This window comes from Mycobacterium sp. 852002-51163_SCH5372311 (assembly GCF_001667115.1).
Taxonomy (GTDB): Bacteria; Actinomycetota; Actinomycetes; order Mycobacteriales; family Mycobacteriaceae; genus Mycobacterium.
The window spans coordinates 132,112-151,695 of record NZ_LZIJ01000109.1; the positions used below are offsets into that span (position 1 = coordinate 132,112).

Annotated in this window: 21 protein-coding genes; 12 read left to right on the forward strand and 9 right to left on the reverse strand. The window is 66.7% G+C overall.

Annotated elements, in window-relative coordinates:
- The first annotated feature begins 77 nt into the window (after window positions 1-77).
- A complete protein-coding gene (locus A5791_RS14350) occupies window positions 78-749 on the forward strand; it encodes a GtrA family protein (protein WP_067237756.1) in 672 nt (223 codons plus the stop codon).
- Here the strand turns inward: A5791_RS14350 and A5791_RS14355 are convergent.
- Complete coding sequence (locus tag A5791_RS14355; RefSeq protein WP_067237598.1) at window positions 707-1,222, reverse strand: PH domain-containing protein; 516 nt, start codon at window positions 1,220-1,222, stop codon at window positions 707-709. The two genes, A5791_RS14350 and A5791_RS14355, sit on opposite strands and share 43 nt — an antisense overlap.
- 9 nt (window positions 1,223-1,231) lie before the next feature.
- Window positions 1,232-2,053, reverse strand: coding sequence for a biotin--[acetyl-CoA-carboxylase] ligase (locus A5791_RS14360; protein ID WP_067237600.1), 822 nt, complete (start codon window positions 2,051-2,053; stop codon window positions 1,232-1,234).
- 49 nt (window positions 2,054-2,102) lie between these two features.
- Here A5791_RS14360 and A5791_RS14365 point away from each other — a divergent pair, with 49 nt between their 5' ends.
- From A5791_RS14365 to A5791_RS14395, 7 genes are all read left to right on the forward strand, one after another.
- Window positions 2,103-3,752, forward strand: coding sequence for an acyl-CoA carboxylase subunit beta (locus tag A5791_RS14365; RefSeq protein ID WP_067237603.1), 1,650 nt, complete (start codon window positions 2,103-2,105; stop codon window positions 3,750-3,752).
- Window positions 3,753-3,784: 32 nt separating this feature from the next.
- Complete coding sequence (locus A5791_RS14370) at window positions 3,785-4,024, forward strand: acyl-CoA carboxylase subunit epsilon (protein ID WP_067237759.1); 240 nt, start codon at window positions 3,785-3,787, stop codon at window positions 4,022-4,024.
- Window positions 4,021-4,659, forward strand: coding sequence for a nucleoside triphosphate pyrophosphatase (locus tag A5791_RS14375; protein ID WP_067237606.1), 639 nt, complete (start codon window positions 4,021-4,023; stop codon window positions 4,657-4,659). Before A5791_RS14370 ends, A5791_RS14375 begins: the two co-directional genes overlap by 4 nt.
- 192 nt (window positions 4,660-4,851) lie before the next feature.
- The gene (locus A5791_RS14380; RefSeq protein ID WP_067237608.1) at window positions 4,852-5,757 is read left to right on the forward strand and encodes a sulfurtransferase; all 906 of its coding nucleotides are present in this window, start codon (window positions 4,852-4,854) and stop codon (window positions 5,755-5,757) included.
- A complete protein-coding gene (locus tag A5791_RS14385; protein ID WP_067237611.1) occupies window positions 5,754-6,182 on the forward strand; it encodes a SufE family protein in 429 nt (142 codons plus the stop codon). Before A5791_RS14380 ends, A5791_RS14385 begins: the two co-directional genes overlap by 4 nt.
- 110 nt (window positions 6,183-6,292) lie before the next feature.
- Window positions 6,293-8,098 (forward strand): acetyl/propionyl/methylcrotonyl-CoA carboxylase subunit alpha, encoded by a 1,806-nt coding sequence (locus A5791_RS14390; RefSeq protein ID WP_067237614.1) that lies wholly within the window; start codon window positions 6,293-6,295, stop codon window positions 8,096-8,098.
- Between the two features lie 239 nt (window positions 8,099-8,337).
- On the forward strand, window positions 8,338-8,751 hold the full coding sequence (locus A5791_RS14395; protein ID WP_067237618.1) for an STAS domain-containing protein: 414 nt from the start codon (window positions 8,338-8,340) through the stop codon (window positions 8,749-8,751).
- Here the strand turns inward: A5791_RS14395 and A5791_RS14400 are convergent.
- The 7 genes from A5791_RS14400 to A5791_RS14430 all read right to left on the reverse strand — a co-directional run bounded on the left by A5791_RS14400 (window position 8,722) and on the right by A5791_RS14430 (window position 13,863).
- Window positions 8,722-9,510 (reverse strand): RNA polymerase sigma factor SigF, encoded by a 789-nt coding sequence (locus A5791_RS14400; protein ID WP_067237621.1) that lies wholly within the window; start codon window positions 9,508-9,510, stop codon window positions 8,722-8,724. The two genes, A5791_RS14395 and A5791_RS14400, sit on opposite strands and share 30 nt — an antisense overlap.
- 7 nt (window positions 9,511-9,517) lie before the next feature.
- Window positions 9,518-9,955, reverse strand: a complete 438-nt coding sequence (locus tag A5791_RS14405; protein ID WP_067237624.1) for an anti-sigma factor — start codon at window positions 9,953-9,955, stop codon at window positions 9,518-9,520.
- Window positions 9,956-10,414: 459 nt separating this feature from the next.
- Window positions 10,415-10,732 (reverse strand): protein UsfY, encoded by a 318-nt coding sequence (usfY, locus tag A5791_RS14410; RefSeq protein WP_067237626.1) that lies wholly within the window; start codon window positions 10,730-10,732, stop codon window positions 10,415-10,417.
- 199 nt (window positions 10,733-10,931) lie between these two features.
- Window positions 10,932-11,312 carry a hypothetical protein gene (locus tag A5791_RS14415; RefSeq protein ID WP_067237629.1) on the reverse strand — a complete coding sequence of 127 codons (381 nt, stop codon included), beginning with the start codon at window positions 11,310-11,312 and terminating at the stop codon, window positions 10,932-10,934.
- Between the two features lie 146 nt (window positions 11,313-11,458).
- Window positions 11,459-11,842, reverse strand: coding sequence for a hypothetical protein (locus A5791_RS14420; protein WP_067237762.1), 384 nt, complete (start codon window positions 11,840-11,842; stop codon window positions 11,459-11,461).
- A gap of 173 nt (window positions 11,843-12,015) precedes the next feature.
- Complete coding sequence (gene lat, locus A5791_RS14425) at window positions 12,016-13,365, reverse strand: L-lysine 6-transaminase (RefSeq protein WP_067237633.1); 1,350 nt, start codon at window positions 13,363-13,365, stop codon at window positions 12,016-12,018.
- 45 nt (window positions 13,366-13,410) lie between these two features.
- A complete protein-coding gene (locus A5791_RS14430) occupies window positions 13,411-13,863 on the reverse strand; it encodes an Lrp/AsnC family transcriptional regulator (RefSeq protein WP_067237636.1) in 453 nt (150 codons plus the stop codon).
- A 42-nt stretch (window positions 13,864-13,905) separates the two neighbouring features.
- On the opposite strand from A5791_RS14430, the gene A5791_RS14435 reads away from it, so the two are divergent.
- The 4 genes from A5791_RS14435 to A5791_RS14450 all read left to right on the forward strand — a co-directional run.
- Window positions 13,906-15,132, forward strand: coding sequence for a VOC family protein (locus tag A5791_RS14435; RefSeq protein WP_067237640.1), 1,227 nt, complete (start codon window positions 13,906-13,908; stop codon window positions 15,130-15,132).
- Window positions 15,129-16,658: an aldehyde dehydrogenase family protein gene (locus tag A5791_RS14440; protein WP_067237645.1), complete on the forward strand. Its 1,530-nt coding sequence runs from the start codon at window positions 15,129-15,131 to the stop codon at window positions 16,656-16,658. The genes A5791_RS14435 and A5791_RS14440 overlap by 4 nt, the downstream gene beginning before the upstream one ends.
- A 49-nt stretch (window positions 16,659-16,707) precedes the next feature.
- Window positions 16,708-17,382, forward strand: coding sequence for a TetR/AcrR family transcriptional regulator (locus A5791_RS14445; RefSeq protein WP_067237648.1), 675 nt, complete (start codon window positions 16,708-16,710; stop codon window positions 17,380-17,382).
- Between the two features lie 61 nt (window positions 17,383-17,443).
- On the forward strand, window positions 17,444-19,584 hold a 2,141-nt coding region (locus A5791_RS14450; protein WP_231995904.1), incomplete at its 3' end, for a DEAD/DEAH box helicase.

Sequence of the window (19,584 nt, forward strand, 5' to 3'; positions counted from 1 at the left end):
CGTGTTAGCGGCTGCGCGACCAAATCGTTATGTACGATTTTGCGCCCCTTTTGCGTTACTCCGTAGACTGGCGTGCTGTGTCCTTTGCCGATGCCACGATCGCGCGTCTTCCCCAGGTGCTTCAACCTTTTGCGATGCGCCACCACGAGCTGATCAAATTCGCCATTGTCGGCGGCACCACTTTCATCATTGACTCGGCGATTTTCTACACGCTGAAACTCACGATTCTCGAGCCCAAGCCGGTGACCGCCAAGGTGATTGCCGGAATCGTCGCCGTCATCGCGTCTTACATCCTGAACCGGGAGTGGAGCTTCCGTGACCGCGGTGGCCGCGAGCGCCATCACGAGGCGCTGTTGTTCTTCGCGTTCAGCGGTGTCGGGGTGCTGCTGAGCATGGCGCCGCTGTGGATCTCGAGCTACATCCTGCAGCTGCGGGTGCCGACGGTGTCGCTGACGGTGGAGAACATCGCCGACTTCGTCTCGGCCTACATCATCGGCAACCTGCTGCAGATGGCGTTCCGCTTCTGGGCGTTCCGGCGCTGGGTGTTCCCCGACCAGTTCGCCCGCAACCCGGAGAAGGCGCTGGAATCCGCCCTCACCGCGGGCGGCATTGCCGAGGTCTTCGAGGACGCCTACGACGTCGGCTTGAAAGATGGCAACGTCACGCTGCTGCGCGCCTGGCGCAACCGCAGGGCCAACCGGTTCGCTCAGTTCGGCGAGCCGGACGGCCCGGTGTCGAAAACTTCGTGATACAGCAGCGCGTGTACCTCGCGCAGGCGCGGAATGTCGTGAAACTCCAACGGATCCTGTGAAGCCGACTCGATAATCAGCGTCCCGGTACGAAACATCCGCTCCAGAATCCTGTCCCGGAACTCCACACTGTTGATCCGTGCCAGCGGGATGTCGATCCCGCTTCGGGTCAGCACTCCGTGCCGATACATCACCCGGCGGTTGGTCACGACGAAATTCGTGGTCAGCCAGCGCAGGAACGGCCACAGCGTCAGCCAGCCGACGAGCACCAGCCAGATCGCCCCGACGACGCCGTAGATCACGTTCTTGGTGATTTGGGGCCACTGCGTCGAGTTGACGACAGCAACCCCGAACACGGCCAGCCCTGTCCCGAAGATCAGCACCAGAGCCGGCCCGATCAGCCGCTTCCAGTGCGGATGGTGGTGCAGGACGACGTGTTCGCCTTTGGCCAGGACATTCTCCGGATAGCCCACCTGGGAAGGTTAACGCAGGTGGACGACGTCGCCGGCCGAGACGACGGTGTCGGTTTGGGTGTCGTCGGTTCGAATGCACAGCCGGCCCTGGTCGTCTATGTCGCGTGCGGTTCCGACGACCTGGCCGCCGCCGGGAAGCTCCGCTCGCACTCGATTACCGAGGGTGAGGCAGCGGGCCCGGTAGTCGGCCGCCAACCGCGGATCGGCACCGTGGGCGGCCCGCCAGGCCGCAATGCGCGCCGCCAGCTTGTCCAACAGCGTGACCACCAGCGCGCCCCGGTCGGGTGCCGCCACACCCAGGTCCAGCAGTGAGGTCGCCCCGGGGCCGTCGACCTCCTCAGGGCCCTGCGTGACGTTGAGCCCCAGCCCGATCACCACATACGGTCGCGCCACTTCGGCCAGGATCCCGGCGAGCTTGCCCCCACCGGCGAGCACGTCGTTGGGCCACTTCAGGCCCGTCTGCACGCCGGTCGCTGCTAGCTGGGGGGCGTCCACGTCCAGGGCGTCCAGCACTGCGACCCCGGTGGCCAGCGTCAGCCAGCCCCACGCGCGCACCGGAACGTCCACCACTGCCACGCCCACCGACATGGTGATCTGGGCTCGGGGCGTAGCCGACCAGCCCCGGCCCTGCCGTCCCCGCCCGGCGGTCTGGTGTTCGGCGACCAGCACCGCCCCGTCGATGTCGGCGCCCGAGGCGGCACGCGCCAACAGGTCAGCATTGGTGGATCCGGTCTGCGCGACGACGTCGAATTGCTGCCAACCGGCATCGGTCACCCGGGCGCGCAACGCGTCGGCATCGAGCGGCTGCCTGAGCCGGTCGCGCTCGTTCACGGGGCCAGCCTACGACTGGCCGCGACGACTGCCGATAACATCGACTCCCATGACAAGCGTTACCGACCACTCGGCTCATACCGCCGAGCCCGCCGCAGAGCACAAGATCGACATCCACACCACCGCGGGCAAGTTGGCCGAGCTGCACAGGCGACGCGAGGAGTCGCTGCACCCCGTCGGTGAGGCCGCCGTCGAGAAGGTACACGCCAAGGGCAAGCTGACCGCCCGTGAGCGCATCTACGCCCTGTTGGACGAGGACTCGTTCGTCGAACTCGACGCGCTGGCCAAGCATCGCAGCACCAATTTCGGGCTGGAGGCCAACCGCCCGCTCGGCGACGGGGTGGTCACCGGCTACGGCACCATCGACGGCCGCGACGTGTGCATCTTCAGCCAGGACGCCACGGTGTTCGGCGGCAGCCTCGGCGAGGTGTACGGCGAGAAGATCGTCAAGGTCCAGGAATTGGCGATCAAGACCGGCCGTCCGCTCATCGGCATCAACGACGGCGCCGGCGCACGCATCCAGGAAGGCGTGGTCTCGCTGGGCCTGTACAGCCGGATCTTCCGCAACAACATCCTCGCTTCCGGCGTCGTCCCGCAGATCTCGCTGATCATGGGCGCCGCGGCCGGCGGCCACGTGTACTCCCCCGCCCTCACCGACTTCGTCGTGATGGTCGACCAGACCAGCCAGATGTTCATTACCGGACCCGACGTCATCAAGACCGTCACCGGCGAGGACGTCACCATGGAGGAGCTCGGCGGCGCCCACACCCACATGGCCAAGTCGGGCACGTTGCACTACGTCGCATCCGGTGAGCAGGACGCCTTCGACTGGGTGCGCGACCTGCTGAGCTATCTGCCGCCCAACAACTTCACCGATCCCCCGCGCTACGCCGAGCCGGTGCCCGAGGGGGCGATCGAGGACAACCTCACCGAGGAAGACATCGAGCTGGACACGCTGATCCCGGACTCGCCCAACCAGCCCTACGACATGCACGAGGTGATCACCCGCATCCTCGACGAGGACGAGTTCCTCGAGATCCAGGCGGGCTACGCCCAGAACATCGTCGTCGGGTTCGGCCGCATCGACGGCCGCCCGGTCGGGATCGTGGCCAACCAGCCCACCCACTTCGCCGGCTGCCTGGACATCAACGCGTCGGAGAAGGCGGCCCGGTTCGTGCGGACCTGCGACTGCTTCAACATCCCGATCGTCATGCTGGTCGACGTCCCGGGCTTCCTGCCGGGTACCGGCCAGGAGTACAACGGCATCATCCGGCGCGGCGCCAAGCTGCTGTTCGCCTACGGCGAGGCCACCGTCCCCAAGATCACCGTCATCACCCGCAAGGCCTACGGCGGCGCGTACTGCGTCATGGGCTCCAAGGACATGGGCTGCGACGTCAACATCGCCTGGCCGACCGCGCAGATCGCGGTGATGGGCGCCTCCGGCGCCGTCGGCTTCGTCTACCGCAAACAGCTGAAGGAAGCAGCCGACGCCGGCCAGGATGTCGATGCGCTGCGCCTGCAGCTGCAGCAGGAGTATGAGGACACGCTGGTCAATCCCTACGTCGCGGCCGAGCGTGGGTACGTGGACGCGGTGATCCCGCCGTCGCACACCCGGGGCTACATCGGCACGACGCTGCGACTGCTGGAACGCAAGATCTCCCACCTGCCCCCCAAGAAGCACGGGAACATACCGCTGTGAGTCACGACGGGAACGAGACGAACCATCAAGCCCTGAGCTACGGGGATGAGACGGTCCACGCCCACGAGCCGCACATCCACATCGAAAAGGGCCACCCTTCCGATGCGGAGCTGGCCGCGCTGATCGCCGTCCTGGGCTGCGTCGGCGCCGCTTCCGCCGAGCCAACACAGCCCGAGCGCACCCGTTGGGGGCTCCCGGTCGACCGGCTCCGTTTTGCGATGTCCAACTACCAGCGGCTCACCCTTCAGCAGATGACGCACATGAGACATTGACCCGCCTGGTACTCGGGTCGGCCTCGCCGGGCCGGCTCAAGGTGCTGCGCCAGGCCGGCATCGACCCGCTGGTCGTCGTCTCCGGCGTCGACGAGGATCGCGTCACCGCAAATCTGGGGTCGCCGGAATCGCCTGATCAGGTCGTGTGCGCGCTCGCCCGCGCGAAGGCCGAAGAGGTCGCGGCCAGGCTCGACGAGTCCATCGGCGCGGATTGCGTTGTCGTCGGCTGTGACTCGATGCTCTATTTCGGCGACCGGCTATGCGGCAAACCGCAATCGCCGGCCGACGCGCGCGAGCAGTGGCAATCGATGGCAGGGCGCGCCGGCCAGCTTCTCACCGGTCATTGCGTCATCCGCCTGGTGGACCACCGAGTCGTCCACCAGGAGACCGAAACATCAATCACCACAGTGCGTTTCGGTACGCCGTCGGCCGACGACCTGCGGGCCTACCTGACCAGCGGCGAGCCGTTGCGAGTCGCCGGCGGCTTCACTCTCGACGGACTGGGCGGATGGTTCATCGACGGCGTGGACGGCGATCCGTCGAATGTCGTCGGCCTGAGCCTGCCGCTGCTTCGGTCACTGCTGCGCGGGATGGGGCTGTCGATCGCCGCGCTCTGGGCCGCCAATCCAGTGTGAAGCCACGGCTTTGCGTGTGAACACAAGGCTTTCGGTGTGAAACCAGGGCGCCGATCCGCGCGATTTTTCGCCCAGGATGCACAGCCGACGCCATAGATTCACAGCCGACGCCGCAGATGCACAGCCGACGCCGCAGATGCACAGCCAGCACTGACACCTGCCGGCCCGCGCGCCAGCGGTAGGCTCGAATGCGTGCCGCTACCCCCAGATCCGAGTCCCACACTGTCGGCCTACGCCCACCCCGAACGACTGGTCACCACCGACTGGCTGTCCGCCAACCTGGGTGCATCCGGCCTGGTAATCGTCGAGTCCGACGAGGACGTGCTGCTCTACGACGTCGGTCACATTCCGGGCGCGGTGAAAGTCGACTGGCACACCGACCTCAACGACCCGCGGGTCCGTGACTACATCAATGGCGAGCAGTTCGCCGACCTGATGAACCGCAAGGGCATATCCCGCGACGACACCGTGGTCATCTACGGCGACAAGAGCAACTGGTGGGCGGCCTACGCGCTGTGGGTCTTCACCCTGTTCGGCCATCCCGACGTGCGGCTGCTCAACGGCGGTCGCGACCTGTGGCTGGCCGAGCGCCGCGACACCACGCTGGACGTGCCGACCAACACGTCGACGGGCTATCCCGTGGTGGAGCGCAACGACGCGCCCATCCGCGCGTTCAAAGAGGAGGTGCTGGCCGTCATCGGCAACCAACCGCTGATCGACGTGCGCTCACCGGAGGAATACACCGGCAAGCGCACCCATATGCCCGACTACCCCGAGGAAGGCGCGCTGCGCGCCGGCCACATCCCCACCGCCAGATCAATCCCGTGGGGTAAGGCGGTGGACGAGAGCGGCCGCTTCCGCAGCCGCGAAGAGCTGGAAGAGCTTTACAACTTCATCACGCCGGACGACAGAACCGTCGTCTATTGCCGCATCGGCGAGCGGTCCAGCCACACCTGGTTCGTCCTCACCCACCTGCTGGGTAAGCCGGGAGTACGCAACTACGACGGCTCGTGGACCGAGTGGGGCAACACCGTGCGGGTGCCTATCGTCGCGGGCGCAGAACCGGGACGCGTCCCCGGAGCCCTATCGGCACCATGACCCTGCCCGCCCCGCTCGCAGAGGTGGTGTCCGACTTCGCCGAAGTCCAGGGCCAGGACAAGCTGCAGCTGCTCTTGGAATTCGCCAATGAACTTCCCGCGCTGCCGTCCGACCTGGAAGAGGCGGCGATGGAGCCGGTGCCCGAGTGCCAATCCCCGCTGTTTCTGCATGTCGACGCAGACGACCCGAGCCGGGTCCGACTGTATTTCAGCGCGCCGGCCGAAGCGCCGACCACCCGTGGGTTCGCCTCCATCCTGGCCGCGGGCCTCGACGAACAACCCGCCGCCGACATCCTCGCGGTGCCCGAAGATTTCTACACCGACCTGGGTTTGGCCGCCTTGATCAGCCCGCTTAGGCTGCGCGGGATGTCGGCGATGCTTGCCAGGATCAAGCGGCGATTACGCGAGACCTCACCGGAATCCTGAATTCCCGGCACCGCCTGGCCGGGCATCCGGCGCGGCGCTTAGACTTCCCACGAGTTGTAAGAAACTCTCTTAGACATCCAAGGTTTGCAGATATGCCAACAGGAGGCGCAGTGGCTAGTCATGCCAGCTCGAGGATCCCTGGGATCTCGAAGGTTCTGGTCGCAAATCGCGGCGAGATCGCGGTCCGGGTGATCCGGGCGGCGCGGGACGCCGGCCTGCCCAGCGTGGCGGTCTATGCCGAACCCGACGCCGAGGCTCCACACGTGAGCCTGGCCGACGAAGCCTATGCCCTGGGCGGGCAAACCTCGGCCGAGTCCTACCTGGACTTCGCCAAGATCCTCGACGCGGCGGCCAAGTCCGGCGCAAACGCGATCCATCCCGGCTACGGCTTCCTGTCGGAGAACGCCGACTTCGCCCAGGCGGTCATCGACGCCGGCCTGATCTGGATCGGGCCCAGCCCGCAGTCGATCCGCGACCTCGGCGACAAGGTCACCGCCCGCCACATCGCCGCACGCGCGCAGGCCCCCCTGGTCCCGGGCACCCCGGACCCGGTCAAGGACGCTGACGAGGTGGTCGCGTTCGCCAAGGAGTACGGCGTGCCGATCGCAATCAAGGCCGCGTTCGGAGGCGGCGGCAAGGGCATGAAGGTGGCCCGCACCCTGGAGGAGATCCCCGAGCTGTACGAATCGGCCGTCCGCGAGGCGGTGTCCGCATTCGGGCGCGGCGAATGCTTCGTCGAGCGGTACCTGGACAAGCCCCGCCACGTCGAGGCGCAGGTGATCGCCGACCAGCACGGCAACGTCGTCGTCGCCGGCACCCGGGACTGCTCGCTGCAGCGCCGCTTCCAGAAGCTGGTCGAAGAGGCGCCGGCGCCGTTCCTCACCGACGCGCAGCGCAAGGAGATCCACGAGTCGGCGAAGCGGATCTGCAAAGAGGCCCACTACTACGGCGCGGGCACGGTCGAATACCTGGTCGGCCAGGACGGACTGATCTCCTTCCTGGAGGTCAACACCCGGCTTCAGGTCGAGCACCCGGTCACCGAGGAAACCGCAGGCATCGACCTGGTCCTGCAGCAATTCAAGATCGCCAACGGCGAAAAGCTCGACATCACCGAGGACCCCACCCCGCGCGGGCATGCCATCGAATTCCGGATCAACGGCGAGGACGCGGGCCGCAACTTCCTGCCCGCCCCCGGGCCGGTGAGCAAATTCCACCCACCCAGCGGCCCGGGTGTGCGGCTGGATTCCGGTGTCGAAACCGGCTCGGTGATCGGTGGCCAGTTCGACTCGATGCTGGCCAAGCTGATCGTGTACGGCGCGGACCGCTCCGAGGCGCTGGCCCGGGCGCGGCGGGCGCTGGACGAATTCCAGGTCGAAGGCCTTGCCACCGTCATCCCCTTCCACCGCGCCGTGGTGTCCGACCCGGCGTTCATCGGCGACGAGAACGGCTTCTCGGTGCACACTCGGTGGATCGAGACCGAGTGGAACAACACCGTCGAGCCGTTCACCGGCGCGGAACCCCTCTACGATGAAGCGGAAACCCGCCCGCGGCAGAAGGTGGTCGTCGAGGTCGACGGCCGGCGCCTCGAGGTGTCGCTGCCCGGCGATCTGGCGTTGAGCAACGGCTCGGCCGACCCGGCCGGTGTCATCCGCAAAAAGCCCAAGCCGCGCAAGCGCGGCGGCCACTCAGGAGCGGTGGCTTCCGGTGACGCGGTCACCGCGCCCATGCAGGGCACGGTGGTCAAAGTCGCGGTCGAGGAGGGACAAGAGGTCGCCGTCGGCGACCTGGTCGTGGTGCTCGAGGCGATGAAAATGGAGAACCCCGTCACCGCGCACAAGGACGGCACCATCACCGGTCTGGCGGTCGAGGCCGGCGCGGCCATCACTCAGGGCACCGTGCTCGCCGAGATCAAGTAGCAATCAGACTCGCCTGGCCTGCGTCGTTGTCGGCCGGGCGCACCTTGGGTAGGGTGCGAGAAGGTTGAGTTCACAGCCGCCCGGAATCACGCCATTGGTGATCGCGAGCGCGGCACAGCCGCGCGCAGCCGGTCGCCACCACCAGGACCACTGACGCTCGGGAGGCGCACCCCTTGCCTGCTAGCGATATCAGATCCGCCGGCGCGATCCACAGCACAAGCAGCTGATCGGAGTCAGCAATGTCTGTGACCCAATCGTGGCAAGAGTGCCGCCCCGCGGAATTCACCACATGCCGCGACAAGTTCGCCACCGTGGTCACCGCACACGGTGAAATCGACGCCGCGAACGCCAACCAGCTCACCGACTACGTCCAACGCGCTCTGCGCGGATCCAAGCGAATGGTCCTGGACCTACGCAGCGTGGATTTCATTGGTACTGCCGGTTTTTCGGCCCTGCACCGAATCAACGTGGTGTGCTCATCCGTCGGCGCGCAATGGGCGCTGATACCCGGCAGGGCGGTCAACCACTTGTTACGCATCTGCGATCCCGACGCGACGCTGCCGACCGCAACCTCGCTGGCCGAGGCGGTCAGCGGCGACGTGAACGCGGCCTCCAGATCGGGCCTACTGCAACTGGTCCCGCAGCCGCGCTAGCGATTTCGCCAGCAGCCGCGACACGTGCATCTGCGAGATGCCGATCCGTTCGGCGATCTGCGTTTGCGTCATCGATTCGAAAAACCTGAGTACCAAAACCATTCGCTCCCGCTCGGGTAGCGCCTCGAGCAGCGGGCGAAGTGCCTCCTGGTCTTCGATCCGGTCCAGACTGTTGTCGACGTCGCCCAGCGTATCGGCGATGGCGCGGGCGTCGTCCTCGTCGCTGCCGCCGGCACTGTCGATGGACAAGGTGTTGTAGGAGCTGCCGGCCACCAGGCCCTCGACGACCTCCTCGCGGTCCATCCCGAGTTCGTCGGCCAGTTCCGTTGCGGTGGGCGCCCGGCCGAGCCGTTGGGAAAGGTCGGCAGTCGCTGTGCCGAGCCGCAGGTGCAATTCCTTCAACCGCCGCGGGACCTTCACCGACCAGCTGTTGTCGCGGAAGTGACGCCGGACCTCACCCATGATCGTGGGCACCGCGAACGACACGAAGTCTGAACCGGTCTCTACGTCGAAGCGGACCACCGCGTTGACCAATCCGACCCGGGCGACCTGAACCAGGTCGTCGCGCGGTTCGCCCCGGCCCTCGAACCGCCGGGCGATGTGATCGGCCAGCGGCAGGCACCGCTGCACGATCTCGTCGCGCCGGCGCTGAAATTCCGACGGGTCTTCGGTCAGTGTCGCCAACTCACGGAACATCTCCGGAACATCGGCGTATTCGTTAGGGCGCGACACAGAACCGCCGGCAGCTCGCGCTGTCACCTGGCTCTCACTTGCTAGTGGCCGCCCGTGGCGCCGTCAGCGTGATGCCGAAAACACTGCCGGACTCATCGGGCTCACGTCCGTCATGGAAGGTCTGGACGTCGTCGGCCAGCGAGGTCAGTACATGCCAACTGAAGCTACCGGGTGCGACTACGTCGTGGGTGTCGCAGGCCGCGGAAGCTTCCACCACCAGTTCGTCGTCGCGCGGGTCGACGACGACGGTGAGCATTGCATTCGGGGTGGCCGAGCGGATCAACCGGGTGCACACCTCGTCCACCGCCAGTCGCAGGTCCGCAACGGCATCAAAGTCCAGGTCCTCGAAGGTGCCGATGGCACCAACCAGGGTGCGCAGCATCGCCAAGTTCTCCAGGCGCGCGGCAACTTGCAGTTCCACAGCGCGCTCACCGCGTTGGCGCTTGTTGCTGCGCGATTCCGCATCGCTCATAAAGTCTCCCGGCAATATGTGGTCGACCCTAGTCCCACCTTGGGTCCTGCCTTCAAGCTGGTTAGCCATAGTTTTCCCCGGATATCCGACCCGACCGGGGCGAGTCTGACAGGACCAGCATGCGACAACCGCGCCATCGAACCGGCCAGGCAGGGGCCTGGGCGGCACGCGGGATCATGCTGGTCATATTGATCTTGGTTGCGGTAAGGATGTTCGTCGGTGGTTTCAATGATTCTGCGCCCCATGACGGGTTAGCCACGCTATCGCAATACCGCCGGTACTCATCATGGTCTAGACCTGATACCCGCTCGACGCAGCCGGTAACCGCGCGAATTCACGTGGGTGCCGTGGCGCGAAACTGCGGGTGTGGCTGCAGGGCCGCCGGCGGACTACTCTAACCCACCGCGGAGATGCGGATTTCCCCCTTTGTCTTGACTTTGGGGTCTTGACGTTGACGTTTCAACTTTGGGCCGTGTGCTGTCGCGGCAGATTGTCCGCATGCTCGGCGTACCACTGCTCTTCGATGCGGCTCACCCGGCGATTCTCCACGACGAACCAGATCGCCCCGGCGATCAATCCGAGGACGGCAATCAGGATCGTCGTGGCAAGCCACTCGTAATGTCGGTAGCTGGCAGCTACCGCCGTGCTGATCATCCCGGACACGGCCACAACCAGCAGGATCAACCCGGGCCAGAAAAAGTTGTCCTTCATGACGATGCCGGCGTGCGGTTGCGTGGTCCGGGAGTAATCCGTCGGATCGTGATGCGTGTCTCCCATCACGCCTCCCTCCCTCGTCGGACGAGATACTGAAATGCTACCCATTCGGCAGACCCGGCGAAATGCCGATTTTGGCGGGCCGGCGGGAGCCGAGAAAGTCACGGAATGCTGCAAAGACGCTGCAAAGGACCTGCAAGGGCCTTCAAAAGGCCGAATTCAACGGCCTCGCGAATACACCGGCCTGAGGTGCGTGATTTGGTCAGATTGAGTCAGCGTTCTCGCGGGCGAACAGGTCCGGCAGTGAAATTGCCCCAATGGTCGTCACGAGCCACGCCACAACCGTGGTGGCCACCCAGGATGCGCCTCCTCGAATGGTGAGCCCGTCGGTCAATTCCGAGGCAACACCTAGTGCGATGACGGTCAATGCCAGACCGGCGCCGCCGAGGAGCAGCGACGCATAACTATGGGGCAACTTCAAGATCACAAACGACAGGATCCCCTGCGCTACCGCGAACACCACCACGGCGACGATGAACCCTGACACCGACAACGAAACTCGGGGAACAACCCACGCCGCCACCAGAAGTCCGACCGCCCAGCATCCCAGAAGCACAACTGTCCGCAGCAAGATTTGCCTCATGGCAATAAGCGTAGGTCGTGGGAGCATGGCTGTGAAGAAGCGCGCTAACTGCGCAAAATGCCTATCTCACCAGCGCCGTCTGAAGAGGGAATTGCCCGAAATTGGGATGTCAATAATTGGTCATGCTCCGCTGACGGCAGACGGACTCACAAAGCCATTACCGGCCCGACGATGGGCGGAACGACCATCGACAGCGTCAACACCATCAACGTGAACAAAAACCAGCCCGCGCCGTGCCATCCCCACCACGTGCCCTCTCTGCGCCACACGCGATAAGTGCGCACGAAGGCCCAGAGGCCGCCCACGAACAGGATCAAGGGGCCGCCGAGCCCCAGAAGAGTCCGCTCGGGCGGGCCGCACGCCGCGGTGTCCACGCTGACTCCCGGGCAGGTGCTCACCCACAATGCGGCCAGAATGACGAAGCCGACGCCCGCGCCCGCGGCAAGAAGTGCAAAGCGGATAGCGGCGTGGACCTCGCTGTCCTCCTGGCCCAAACGATCACCGGGTGACCGCTCACGCGCTCTCTGCATTGTGAACCTCATATTTCAGCGATCGGCTCTGACGTCTTAAGGTGTTTCGTTCGCTATGCCGGATTCGTTTCAGTGCTATCAGCTGGTAATCGTATTGCCGATCGCGTGCTGCTGGTTGTGGGACTGACTCACCCTGAATACCCGATTACCGCCGACGTAATCGTCCTCAATCCCTACTTCATCGACGTCAGAGCGCTGTGCACGGCGGCGATCGCCGCGTCGATGTCGGCGCGACAGACTGTCAGTGCTGGACGGAATCGCACCCCACGCGCGCCGGTGGGCAGCACGATCACCGCACGCTGCCAAAGTTTGCGGATCAATTCGTCGCGCTCTGCGGTGCCGGGCAGGCTGAACGCACACATCAGGCCGCGCCCGCGCGGGTCGAGGACCAGGCCGGGGAAGTCATGGGCCAGTTCGTCGAGCCGGGCGCGCAGGTAGCCGCCCAGTTCGGCGGCTCGCTGGAACAACCCGTCGGCCTCGATCACCTCGAGGATGCGACGCGCACGCACCATGTCCGCCAGGCTGCCGCCCCACGTCGAATTGAGCCGGGAGGCGACCGCGAAGACGTTGTCGGCTATCTCGTCGACCCGGCGGCCCGCCATCACCCCGCACACCTGAGTTTTCTTCCCGAAAGCCACGACGTCAGGCAGGACGCCCAATTGCTGGTAGGCCCAGGCGCTTCCGGTCAACCCGCAGCCGGTCTGCACCTCGTCGACAATCAGCAGCGCGTCGTGTTCGTCGCACAACTCGCGCATCTTCGCGAAGAACTCGGGCCGGAAGTGGCGGTCGCCACCTTCGCCCTGGATTGGTTCGGCGATGAAACACGCGATGTCGTGCGGATACACCCCGAACGCTGCGCGGGCCTGGCGGAGCGACTCGGCTTCCCGGGCCTCCATGGCGCGGGCATCCAGGCCCGGCTGAATGTAAGGCGCGTCGATGCGCGGCCAGTCGAACTTGGGGAATCGGTCCACGGTGACCGGTTTGGTGTTGGTGAGCGAGAGGGTGTACCCGCTGCGGCCGTGAAAAGCCCCACGCAAGTGCAGCACCCGGGTGCCGAGCGGGGGGTCGATGCCGTGCTTCTCGTTGTGCCTGCTTTTCCAGTCGTAGGCGACCTTCAGCGCGTTCTCCACGGCCAGTGCCCCACCTTCGACGAAGAACAGATGCGGCAGCTCCGGGTCGCCCAGCACGCGGACGAACGTTTCGACGAACCGGGCCATTGCCACCGAGCAGACGTCGGAATTGCTGGGCTTGTTCAGCGCCGCCTGCAGCAGTTCGGCGCGAAATTCGTCATCGCCGGCCAGCGCCGGATGGTTCATGCCCAGCGCCGAGGACGCGACGAACGTGAACATGTCCAGATACCGCCGCCCATCTCGGGCGTCGACCAGATAGGAACCGGCGGACCGCTGCAGGTCGAGCACCATGTCGAAGCCGTCGACCAGGACGCTGCGCGCCAGCACCTCACGGACCTCGTCGGGCCCGATCGCCGCTTGAGTGATCTTGAGGGCACTCGTCATGCCGCTCATGATAGCTGGGAATTTTCCGGAAACCCTGCTAATAAACCGGAGATTTTATGGTATGTACTGTCTGTCGCTGTAAAAAGTATTCAGAATGATGGTGCTCCGAGTCTGTACGTTCGCGGTCGCCCGAATCCGTCGCAACAGGTCTTCGAGCACCCGCGCGGACTCGACGCGAACCAGCAATATGTAGCTTTCTTCGCCGGCCACGGAGTGACACGACTCGATTTCCCCGATGTGCTGCAGGCGGGCCGGCGCATCATCGGGTTGAGACGGATCGAGAGGAGTAATGGCAACGAACGCTGACAGCAGGTGCCCGACGGCCTCCGGGTTGATCCGCGCCGAGTATCCCGAGACCACGCCGCGGGACTCCAGCCGGCGCACCCGCGACTGGACGGCCGACACCGACAGGCCGGCACTGGCGGCCAGCTCCGAAAGGGTGGCGCGTCCGTTGGCGACCAGCTCACGCATCAGAATCCGGTCGATGTCGTCGAACGTCTCACCCATGGCCGGAGAGTATCGCAGCGCGCTTCCACCCCGAGGCGCTCCATGAGCAGGCTGCCAGCCTGGCAGCTGCGCGCCGCGTTCGCCGCGGGCCTGTCGTCGATGTACGCCGGCGAAGTGCCCGCCTACGGCACGCTGGTGCGGGTCAGCGAAGAGGTCAACCGCGACTACGCGACGCGCCATCCCGACGCCGAGCGACTCGGGTCGCTGCAGCGAGTCACCGCCGAGCGCCACGGCGCCATCCGCGTCGGTAGCCCGGCCGAGCTGACCGCGGTCGCCGACCTGTTCGCCGCGTTCGGGATGCTGCCGGTGGGCTATTACGACCTGCGCTGCGCCGAGTCGGCGATTCCGGTGGTGTGCACCGCTTTTCGTCCCGTCGACACCGCCGAGCTGGCGCGCAATCCGTTCCGGGTCTTCACCTCGATGCTCACGACCGGGGACCGCAGATTCTTCGATGCCGGGCTGCGGGGGCGGGTGGAGTCGTTCCTTGCGCGGCGCCGGCTGTTCGACCCGGCGTTGCTCGCTCGGGCTCGCGCGATCACCGCCGACGGCGGCTGCGACGCCGAACAGGCGCGCGATTTCGTCGCGGCCGCGGTGATGGCGTTCGCGCTGTCCCGCGAGCCCATCGACAAAGCCTGGTACCACGAGTTGTCGCGGGTGTCTGCGGTGGCCGCCGACATCGCCGGCGTCGGCTCCACCCACATCAACCACCTGACGCCGCGAGTGCTCGACATCGACGACCTGTACGCGCGGATGAACCGGTGCGGCATCACCATGATCGATACCATCCAGGGACCTCCCCGCACGCAAGGACCCGCGGTGCTGTTGCGCCAGACGTCGTTTCGCGCCCTGGCCGAACCATGCCTGTTTCGCGACGGGACGGGTGTCGTCCGCCGGGGCAGCCTGCGGGTGCGCTTCGGGGAAGTCGAGTCGCGCGGCGTGGCGCTGACGCCCAAGGGCCGCGCCCGTTACGACGCCGCGATGGCTCACCCAGATCCCCCCCGCGTATGGGACGACCACTTCCCGGCCACCGATGCGGAGATGGCCGCCCAAGGACTGGCCTACTATCGCGGCGGCGACCCGTCGGCGCCGGTCGTCTACGAAGACTTCCTCCCGGCGTCGGCGGCGGGCATCTTCCGTTCCAACCTGGACCGCGACGGCATAGCTCACGACGTCGCGGACCATTCGAGCTACGACCAGCCGTGGCTGGCCGGGGCCATCGGCCGCGACATTCACGACCCCTACACGCTCTACGAGGAGGCCTCGGCATGAACCAGCACAGCGCGTTGCCGGCCCGGGTACTCGAAGTGTTCGCCGCGATCGGCGTCACCACCGAATTGGGCGACCCAAGCGACCCGAGCGGTGGTGCCGCCGGCCTGCCCGCCGGTACCCCGATCACCGGTGAGGTGCTGTTCACCGTCGCGCAGACCACGCCCGAGCAGGCCGACCAAGTGATCGCCGATGCTGCCGAGGCGTTTTCGGCGTGGCGGGCAACGCCGGCACCGGTGCGCGGCCGACTCGTGGCCCGGCTCGGCGAGCTGCTGAGCGCACACCGCGACGACCTCGCGGCGCTGGTGACGATCGAGGTCGGCAAAATCACCTCCGAGGCGCTGGGCGAGGTCCAGGAAATGATCGACATCTGCGATTTCGCAGTCGGCCTTTCCCGCCAGCTCTACGGCCGAACCATTGCCTCGGAGCGCCCCGGGCACCGGCTCCTGGAAACCTGGCATCCGCTGGGCGTGGCGGGCGTGATCACCGCGTTCAACTTCCCCGTCGCTGTCTGGGCGTGGAACGCGGCGGTGGCACTGGTGTGCGGAGACCCGGTGGTGTGGAAGCCCTCGGAGCTCACGCCGTTGACCGCGCTGGCCTGCCAGGCGCTGATTGCGCGGGCTGCCGCCGACGTCGGTGCGCCGTCGGGACTGAGCGGGCTCGTCCTGGGCGACCGTGAACTGGGTGAGCGGCTGGTCGACGACTCGCGGATCGCGCTGCTGTCGGCGACCGGCTCGGTGCGGATGGGTGCGCAGGTCGGTCCGCGCGTCGCGGGTCGCTTCGGCCGGGTGCTGCTGGAGCTGGGCGGCAACAACGCGGCGATCGTGACCCCGTCAGCCGATCTTGACCTCGCGGTGCGCGGCATCGTGTTCGCCGCGGCCGGCACCGCCGGGCAGCGCTGCACCAGCCTGCGCCGGCTGATCGTGCACCGCTCGGTGGCCGACTCGGTGGTGAAGGGGGTGGCGGGCGCTTTCCGGCAGCTGCCCATCGGAGACCCGTCGGCTCCGGGCACGCTCGTCGGCCCGCTCATCCACGAGACCGCCTACCGCGACATGGTGGGAGCGCTGGAACAGGCGCGCGCGGACGGCGGTGAGGTGATCGGTGGAGAACGTCAACAGATCGACCCGCCGTGCGCGTATTACGTCGCACCCGCCGTCGTCCGGATGCCGGCCCAGACCGCCATCGTGGCGACCGAAACCTTCGCCCCGATCCTCTACGTGCTGACCTATGACGACCTCGACCAGGCAATCGCGCTCAACAACGCGGTGCCACAGGGTCTTTCGTCGGCGATTTTCACCACCGACCTGCGCGAGGCCGAACGTTTCCTGGACGGCTCGGACTGCGGCATCGCCAACGTCAACATCGGCACGTCGGGCGCCGAGATCGGCGGCGCGTTCGGTGGCGAGAAGCAGACAGGTGGCGGCCGGGAGTCCGGTTCGGACGCGTGGAAGGCCTACATGCGGCGCGCCACCAACACGGTCAACTACTCGAGCGAACTGCCGCTGGCGCAGGGAGTGCGGTTCGGCTGAACATCTTTAGTGGCGGAGCACACAGTCCCCATGGGTAGTATCTAGACCCATGGCAGCAGCTCGGAGGCGGTTATCCCCGGAAGACCGCCGAGCCGAGTTGCTTGCTCTGGGGGCCGAGGTCTTCGGGAAGCGGCCCTACGACGAGGTCCGCATCGACGAGATCGCCGAGCGGGCCGGGGTGTCCCGGGCCCTGATGTACCACTACTTTCCGGACAAGCGCGCGTTCTTCGCCGCGGTCGTCAAGGACGAGGCGGACCGCCTCCACGAGGCCACCCAAAACCTGCCGCCCACCGGGCTGACGATGTTCGAGGAAATCCGGATCGGGGTCTTGGGGTACATGGCCTACCACGAGCAGCATCCGCAGGCCGCGTGGGCCGCGTATGTCGGCCTGGGCCGGACCGATCCGGTTTTGCTGGGTATCGACGACGAAGCCAAGAATCGCCAGCTGGAGCACATCATGGAGCGCATAGGTGTGGTGGTCGGTGGCATTCCGGACGCGAAGCTGGGGCCGGACGTCGAGCGGGACCTGCGGGTGATCCTCAACGGGTGGCTGTCATTCACTTTTGAGATCTGCCGGCAGCGGATCATCGACCCCACCACCAACGCGGAACGCCTGGCCGACGCCTGCGCACATGCGCTGCTCGACGCGATCGCCCGGGTGCCGGACATTCCGCCCGAACTCGCGCATGCGATGGCGACCGCGCGGCAGGTCCCGCAGGAGTAATCCGGCTCGTCTGCTTCGGTCACGGTGGTTATTTGTCGGTGCCCGTTGGCACGATGGCTGGGTGACCTCGTTAGACCGATTCAGCGCGATCACCCGCGACTGGTTCACCAGCACCTTCGCCGCGCCCACCGCCGCGCAGGCCGGCGCGTGGGAAGCCATTGCGGACGGCAAGAACACGCTGGTCATCGCGCCGACTGGGTCGGGCAAGACGTTGGCGGCCTTCCTTTGGGCGTTGGACAACCTCGCCCGCCTGGCTGCTGCATCCGACCGCCGGCCGGGGACCCGCGTGCTGTACGTGTCTCCGCTCAAGGCGCTGGCGGTCGACGTCGAGCGCAACCTTCGCACGCCGCTGGCGGGGCTCACCCGGCTCGCCGAGCAGCGCGGTCTGAAACCACCTGAGATCAGCGTCGGGGTCCGTTCAGGCGACACACCGCCAGCACGCCGGCGCGAACTCATCACCCGTCCGCCCGACGTGCTGATCACCACGCCGGAGTCACTGTTTTTGATGCTGACGTCGGCGGCACGCGAAACCCTGACCGGCGTGCAGACGATCATCGTCGACGAGATCCACGCGATCGCCGCCGGCAAGCGCGGCGCGCACCTGGCGCTGTCGCTCGAGCGGCTCGACGACCTGGCCGACGGCCGGCCGGCGCAGCGGATCGGGCTCTCGGCGACCGTGCGTCCCCCCGAAGAGCTCGCGCGGTTCTTGTCAGGCTGTTCCCCGGCCGCCCAGACGACCGTGGTGGCTCCCCCGTCGGCCAAGACCGTCGAGCTGTCCGTGCAGGTGCCGGTGCCCGACATGGCCAACTTGACGAACAACACCATATGGCCCGACGTCGAGGCCCGGCTGGTGGACCTGATCGAGGCGCACAACTCGACGATCGTGTTCGCCAATTCACGGCGGCTGGCGGAGCGACTGACCGCGCGGCTCAACGAGATCCATGCCGAACGCTCCGGGATCGCACTGTCCGACGGCGGTAACCCGCAGGTTGCCGGCGGGGCGCCGGCGTATGTGATGGCCAGTGGCCAGACCTTCGGCGCGCCGCCGGTGCTGGCTCGGGCCCACCACGGATCAGTCAGCAAGGAACAGCGCGCCGTCGTCGAAGAAGACCTCAAACGCGGGCAGCTCAAGGCCGTGGTTGCGACGTCGAGCCTGGAGCTGGGCATCGACATGGGCGCGGTGGACCTGGTGATCCAGGTCGAGGCTCCGCCGTCGGTGGCCAGCGGGCTGCAGCGCATCGGCCGGGCCGGGCACCAGGTCGGCGAGATCTCGCGTGGCGTGCTATTCCCCAAGCACCGCACCGACCTGATCGGCTGCGCGGTCAGCGTGCAGCGGATGCTCACCGGCCAGATCGAGACCATGCGAGTGCCCGCCAACCCGCTGGACATCCTCGCGCAGCACACCGTGGCGGCGGCCGCGCTGGAGCCCCTGGACGCCGACCGCTGGTTCGACACGGTGCGCCGCAGCGCGCCCTTCGCGACGTTGCCGCGCAGCGTGTTCGAGGCCACCCTGGACCTGCTGTCCGGCAAATACCCGTCCACCGAGTTCGCCGAGCTGCGACCACGGCTGGTCTACGACCGCGATACCGGCACCCTGACCGCGCGGCCCGGCGCGCAGCGGCTGGCCGTCACCTCCGGCGGCGCCATCCCCGACCGCGGGCTGTTCACCGTGTACCTCGCTTCTTCTGTTGAATCGGAAAAGCCTTCCCGGGTGGGCGAACTGGACGAGGAGATGGTCTACGAGTCGCGGCCCGGCGACGTCATCTCGCTGGGCGCCACCAGCTGGCGGATCACCGAGATCACCCACGACCGGGTGCTGGTGATACCGGCGCCAGGCCAGCCGGCCCGGCTGCCGTTCTGGCGCGGCGACGACGTCGGCCGCCCGGCCGAACTCGGTGCCGCGCTCGGCGCGTTCACCGGCGAGCTGGCCGGCCTGGACCGCGAGGCATTCGGGAAACGCTGTGCAGGTCTGGGTTTCGACGACTACGCGACGGACAACCTCTGGGTGTTGCTGGACGATCAGCGGACCGCCACCGGGGCGATCCCCACCGACACCACATTGCTGGTCGAACGGTTCCGCGACGAACTGGGTGACTGGCGGGTGATCCTGCACTCGCCGTACGGGCTGCGGGTGCACGGACCGCTGGCGCTGGCGGTGAGCAGGCGGCTGCGCGAACGATACGACATCGACGAGAAGCCCAC

Coding starts and splice junctions, on each gene's coding strand:
- A5791_RS14365 (WP_067237603.1), top strand. CDS start 2,103: ATGACAAGCGTTACCGACCACTCGGCTCATACCGCCGAGCCCGCCGCA.
- A5791_RS14385 (WP_067237611.1), top strand. CDS start 5,754: ATGACCCTGCCCGCCCCGCTCGCAGAGGTGGTGTCCGACTTCGCCGAA.
- A5791_RS14395 (WP_067237618.1), top strand. CDS start 8,338: ATGTCTGTGACCCAATCGTGGCAAGAGTGCCGCCCCGCGGAATTCACC.
- A5791_RS14405 (WP_067237624.1), bottom strand. CDS start 9,955: ATGAGCGATGCGGAATCGCGCAGCAACAAGCGCCAACGCGGTGAGCGC.
- usfY (WP_067237626.1), bottom strand. CDS start 10,732: ATGGGAGACACGCATCACGATCCGACGGATTACTCCCGGACCACGCAA.
- A5791_RS14415 (WP_067237629.1), bottom strand. CDS start 11,312: ATGAGGCAAATCTTGCTGCGGACAGTTGTGCTTCTGGGATGCTGGGCG.
- A5791_RS14420 (WP_067237762.1), bottom strand. CDS start 11,842: ATGCAGAGAGCGCGTGAGCGGTCACCCGGTGATCGTTTGGGCCAGGAG.
- lat (WP_067237633.1), bottom strand. CDS start 13,365: ATGAGCGGCATGACGAGTGCCCTCAAGATCACTCAAGCGGCGATCGGG.
- A5791_RS14430 (WP_067237636.1), bottom strand. CDS start 13,863: ATGGGTGAGACGTTCGACGACATCGACCGGATTCTGATGCGTGAGCTG.
- A5791_RS14435 (WP_067237640.1), top strand. CDS start 13,906: ATGAGCAGGCTGCCAGCCTGGCAGCTGCGCGCCGCGTTCGCCGCGGGC.
- A5791_RS14440 (WP_067237645.1), top strand. CDS start 15,129: ATGAACCAGCACAGCGCGTTGCCGGCCCGGGTACTCGAAGTGTTCGCC.
- A5791_RS14445 (WP_067237648.1), top strand. CDS start 16,708: ATGGCAGCAGCTCGGAGGCGGTTATCCCCGGAAGACCGCCGAGCCGAG.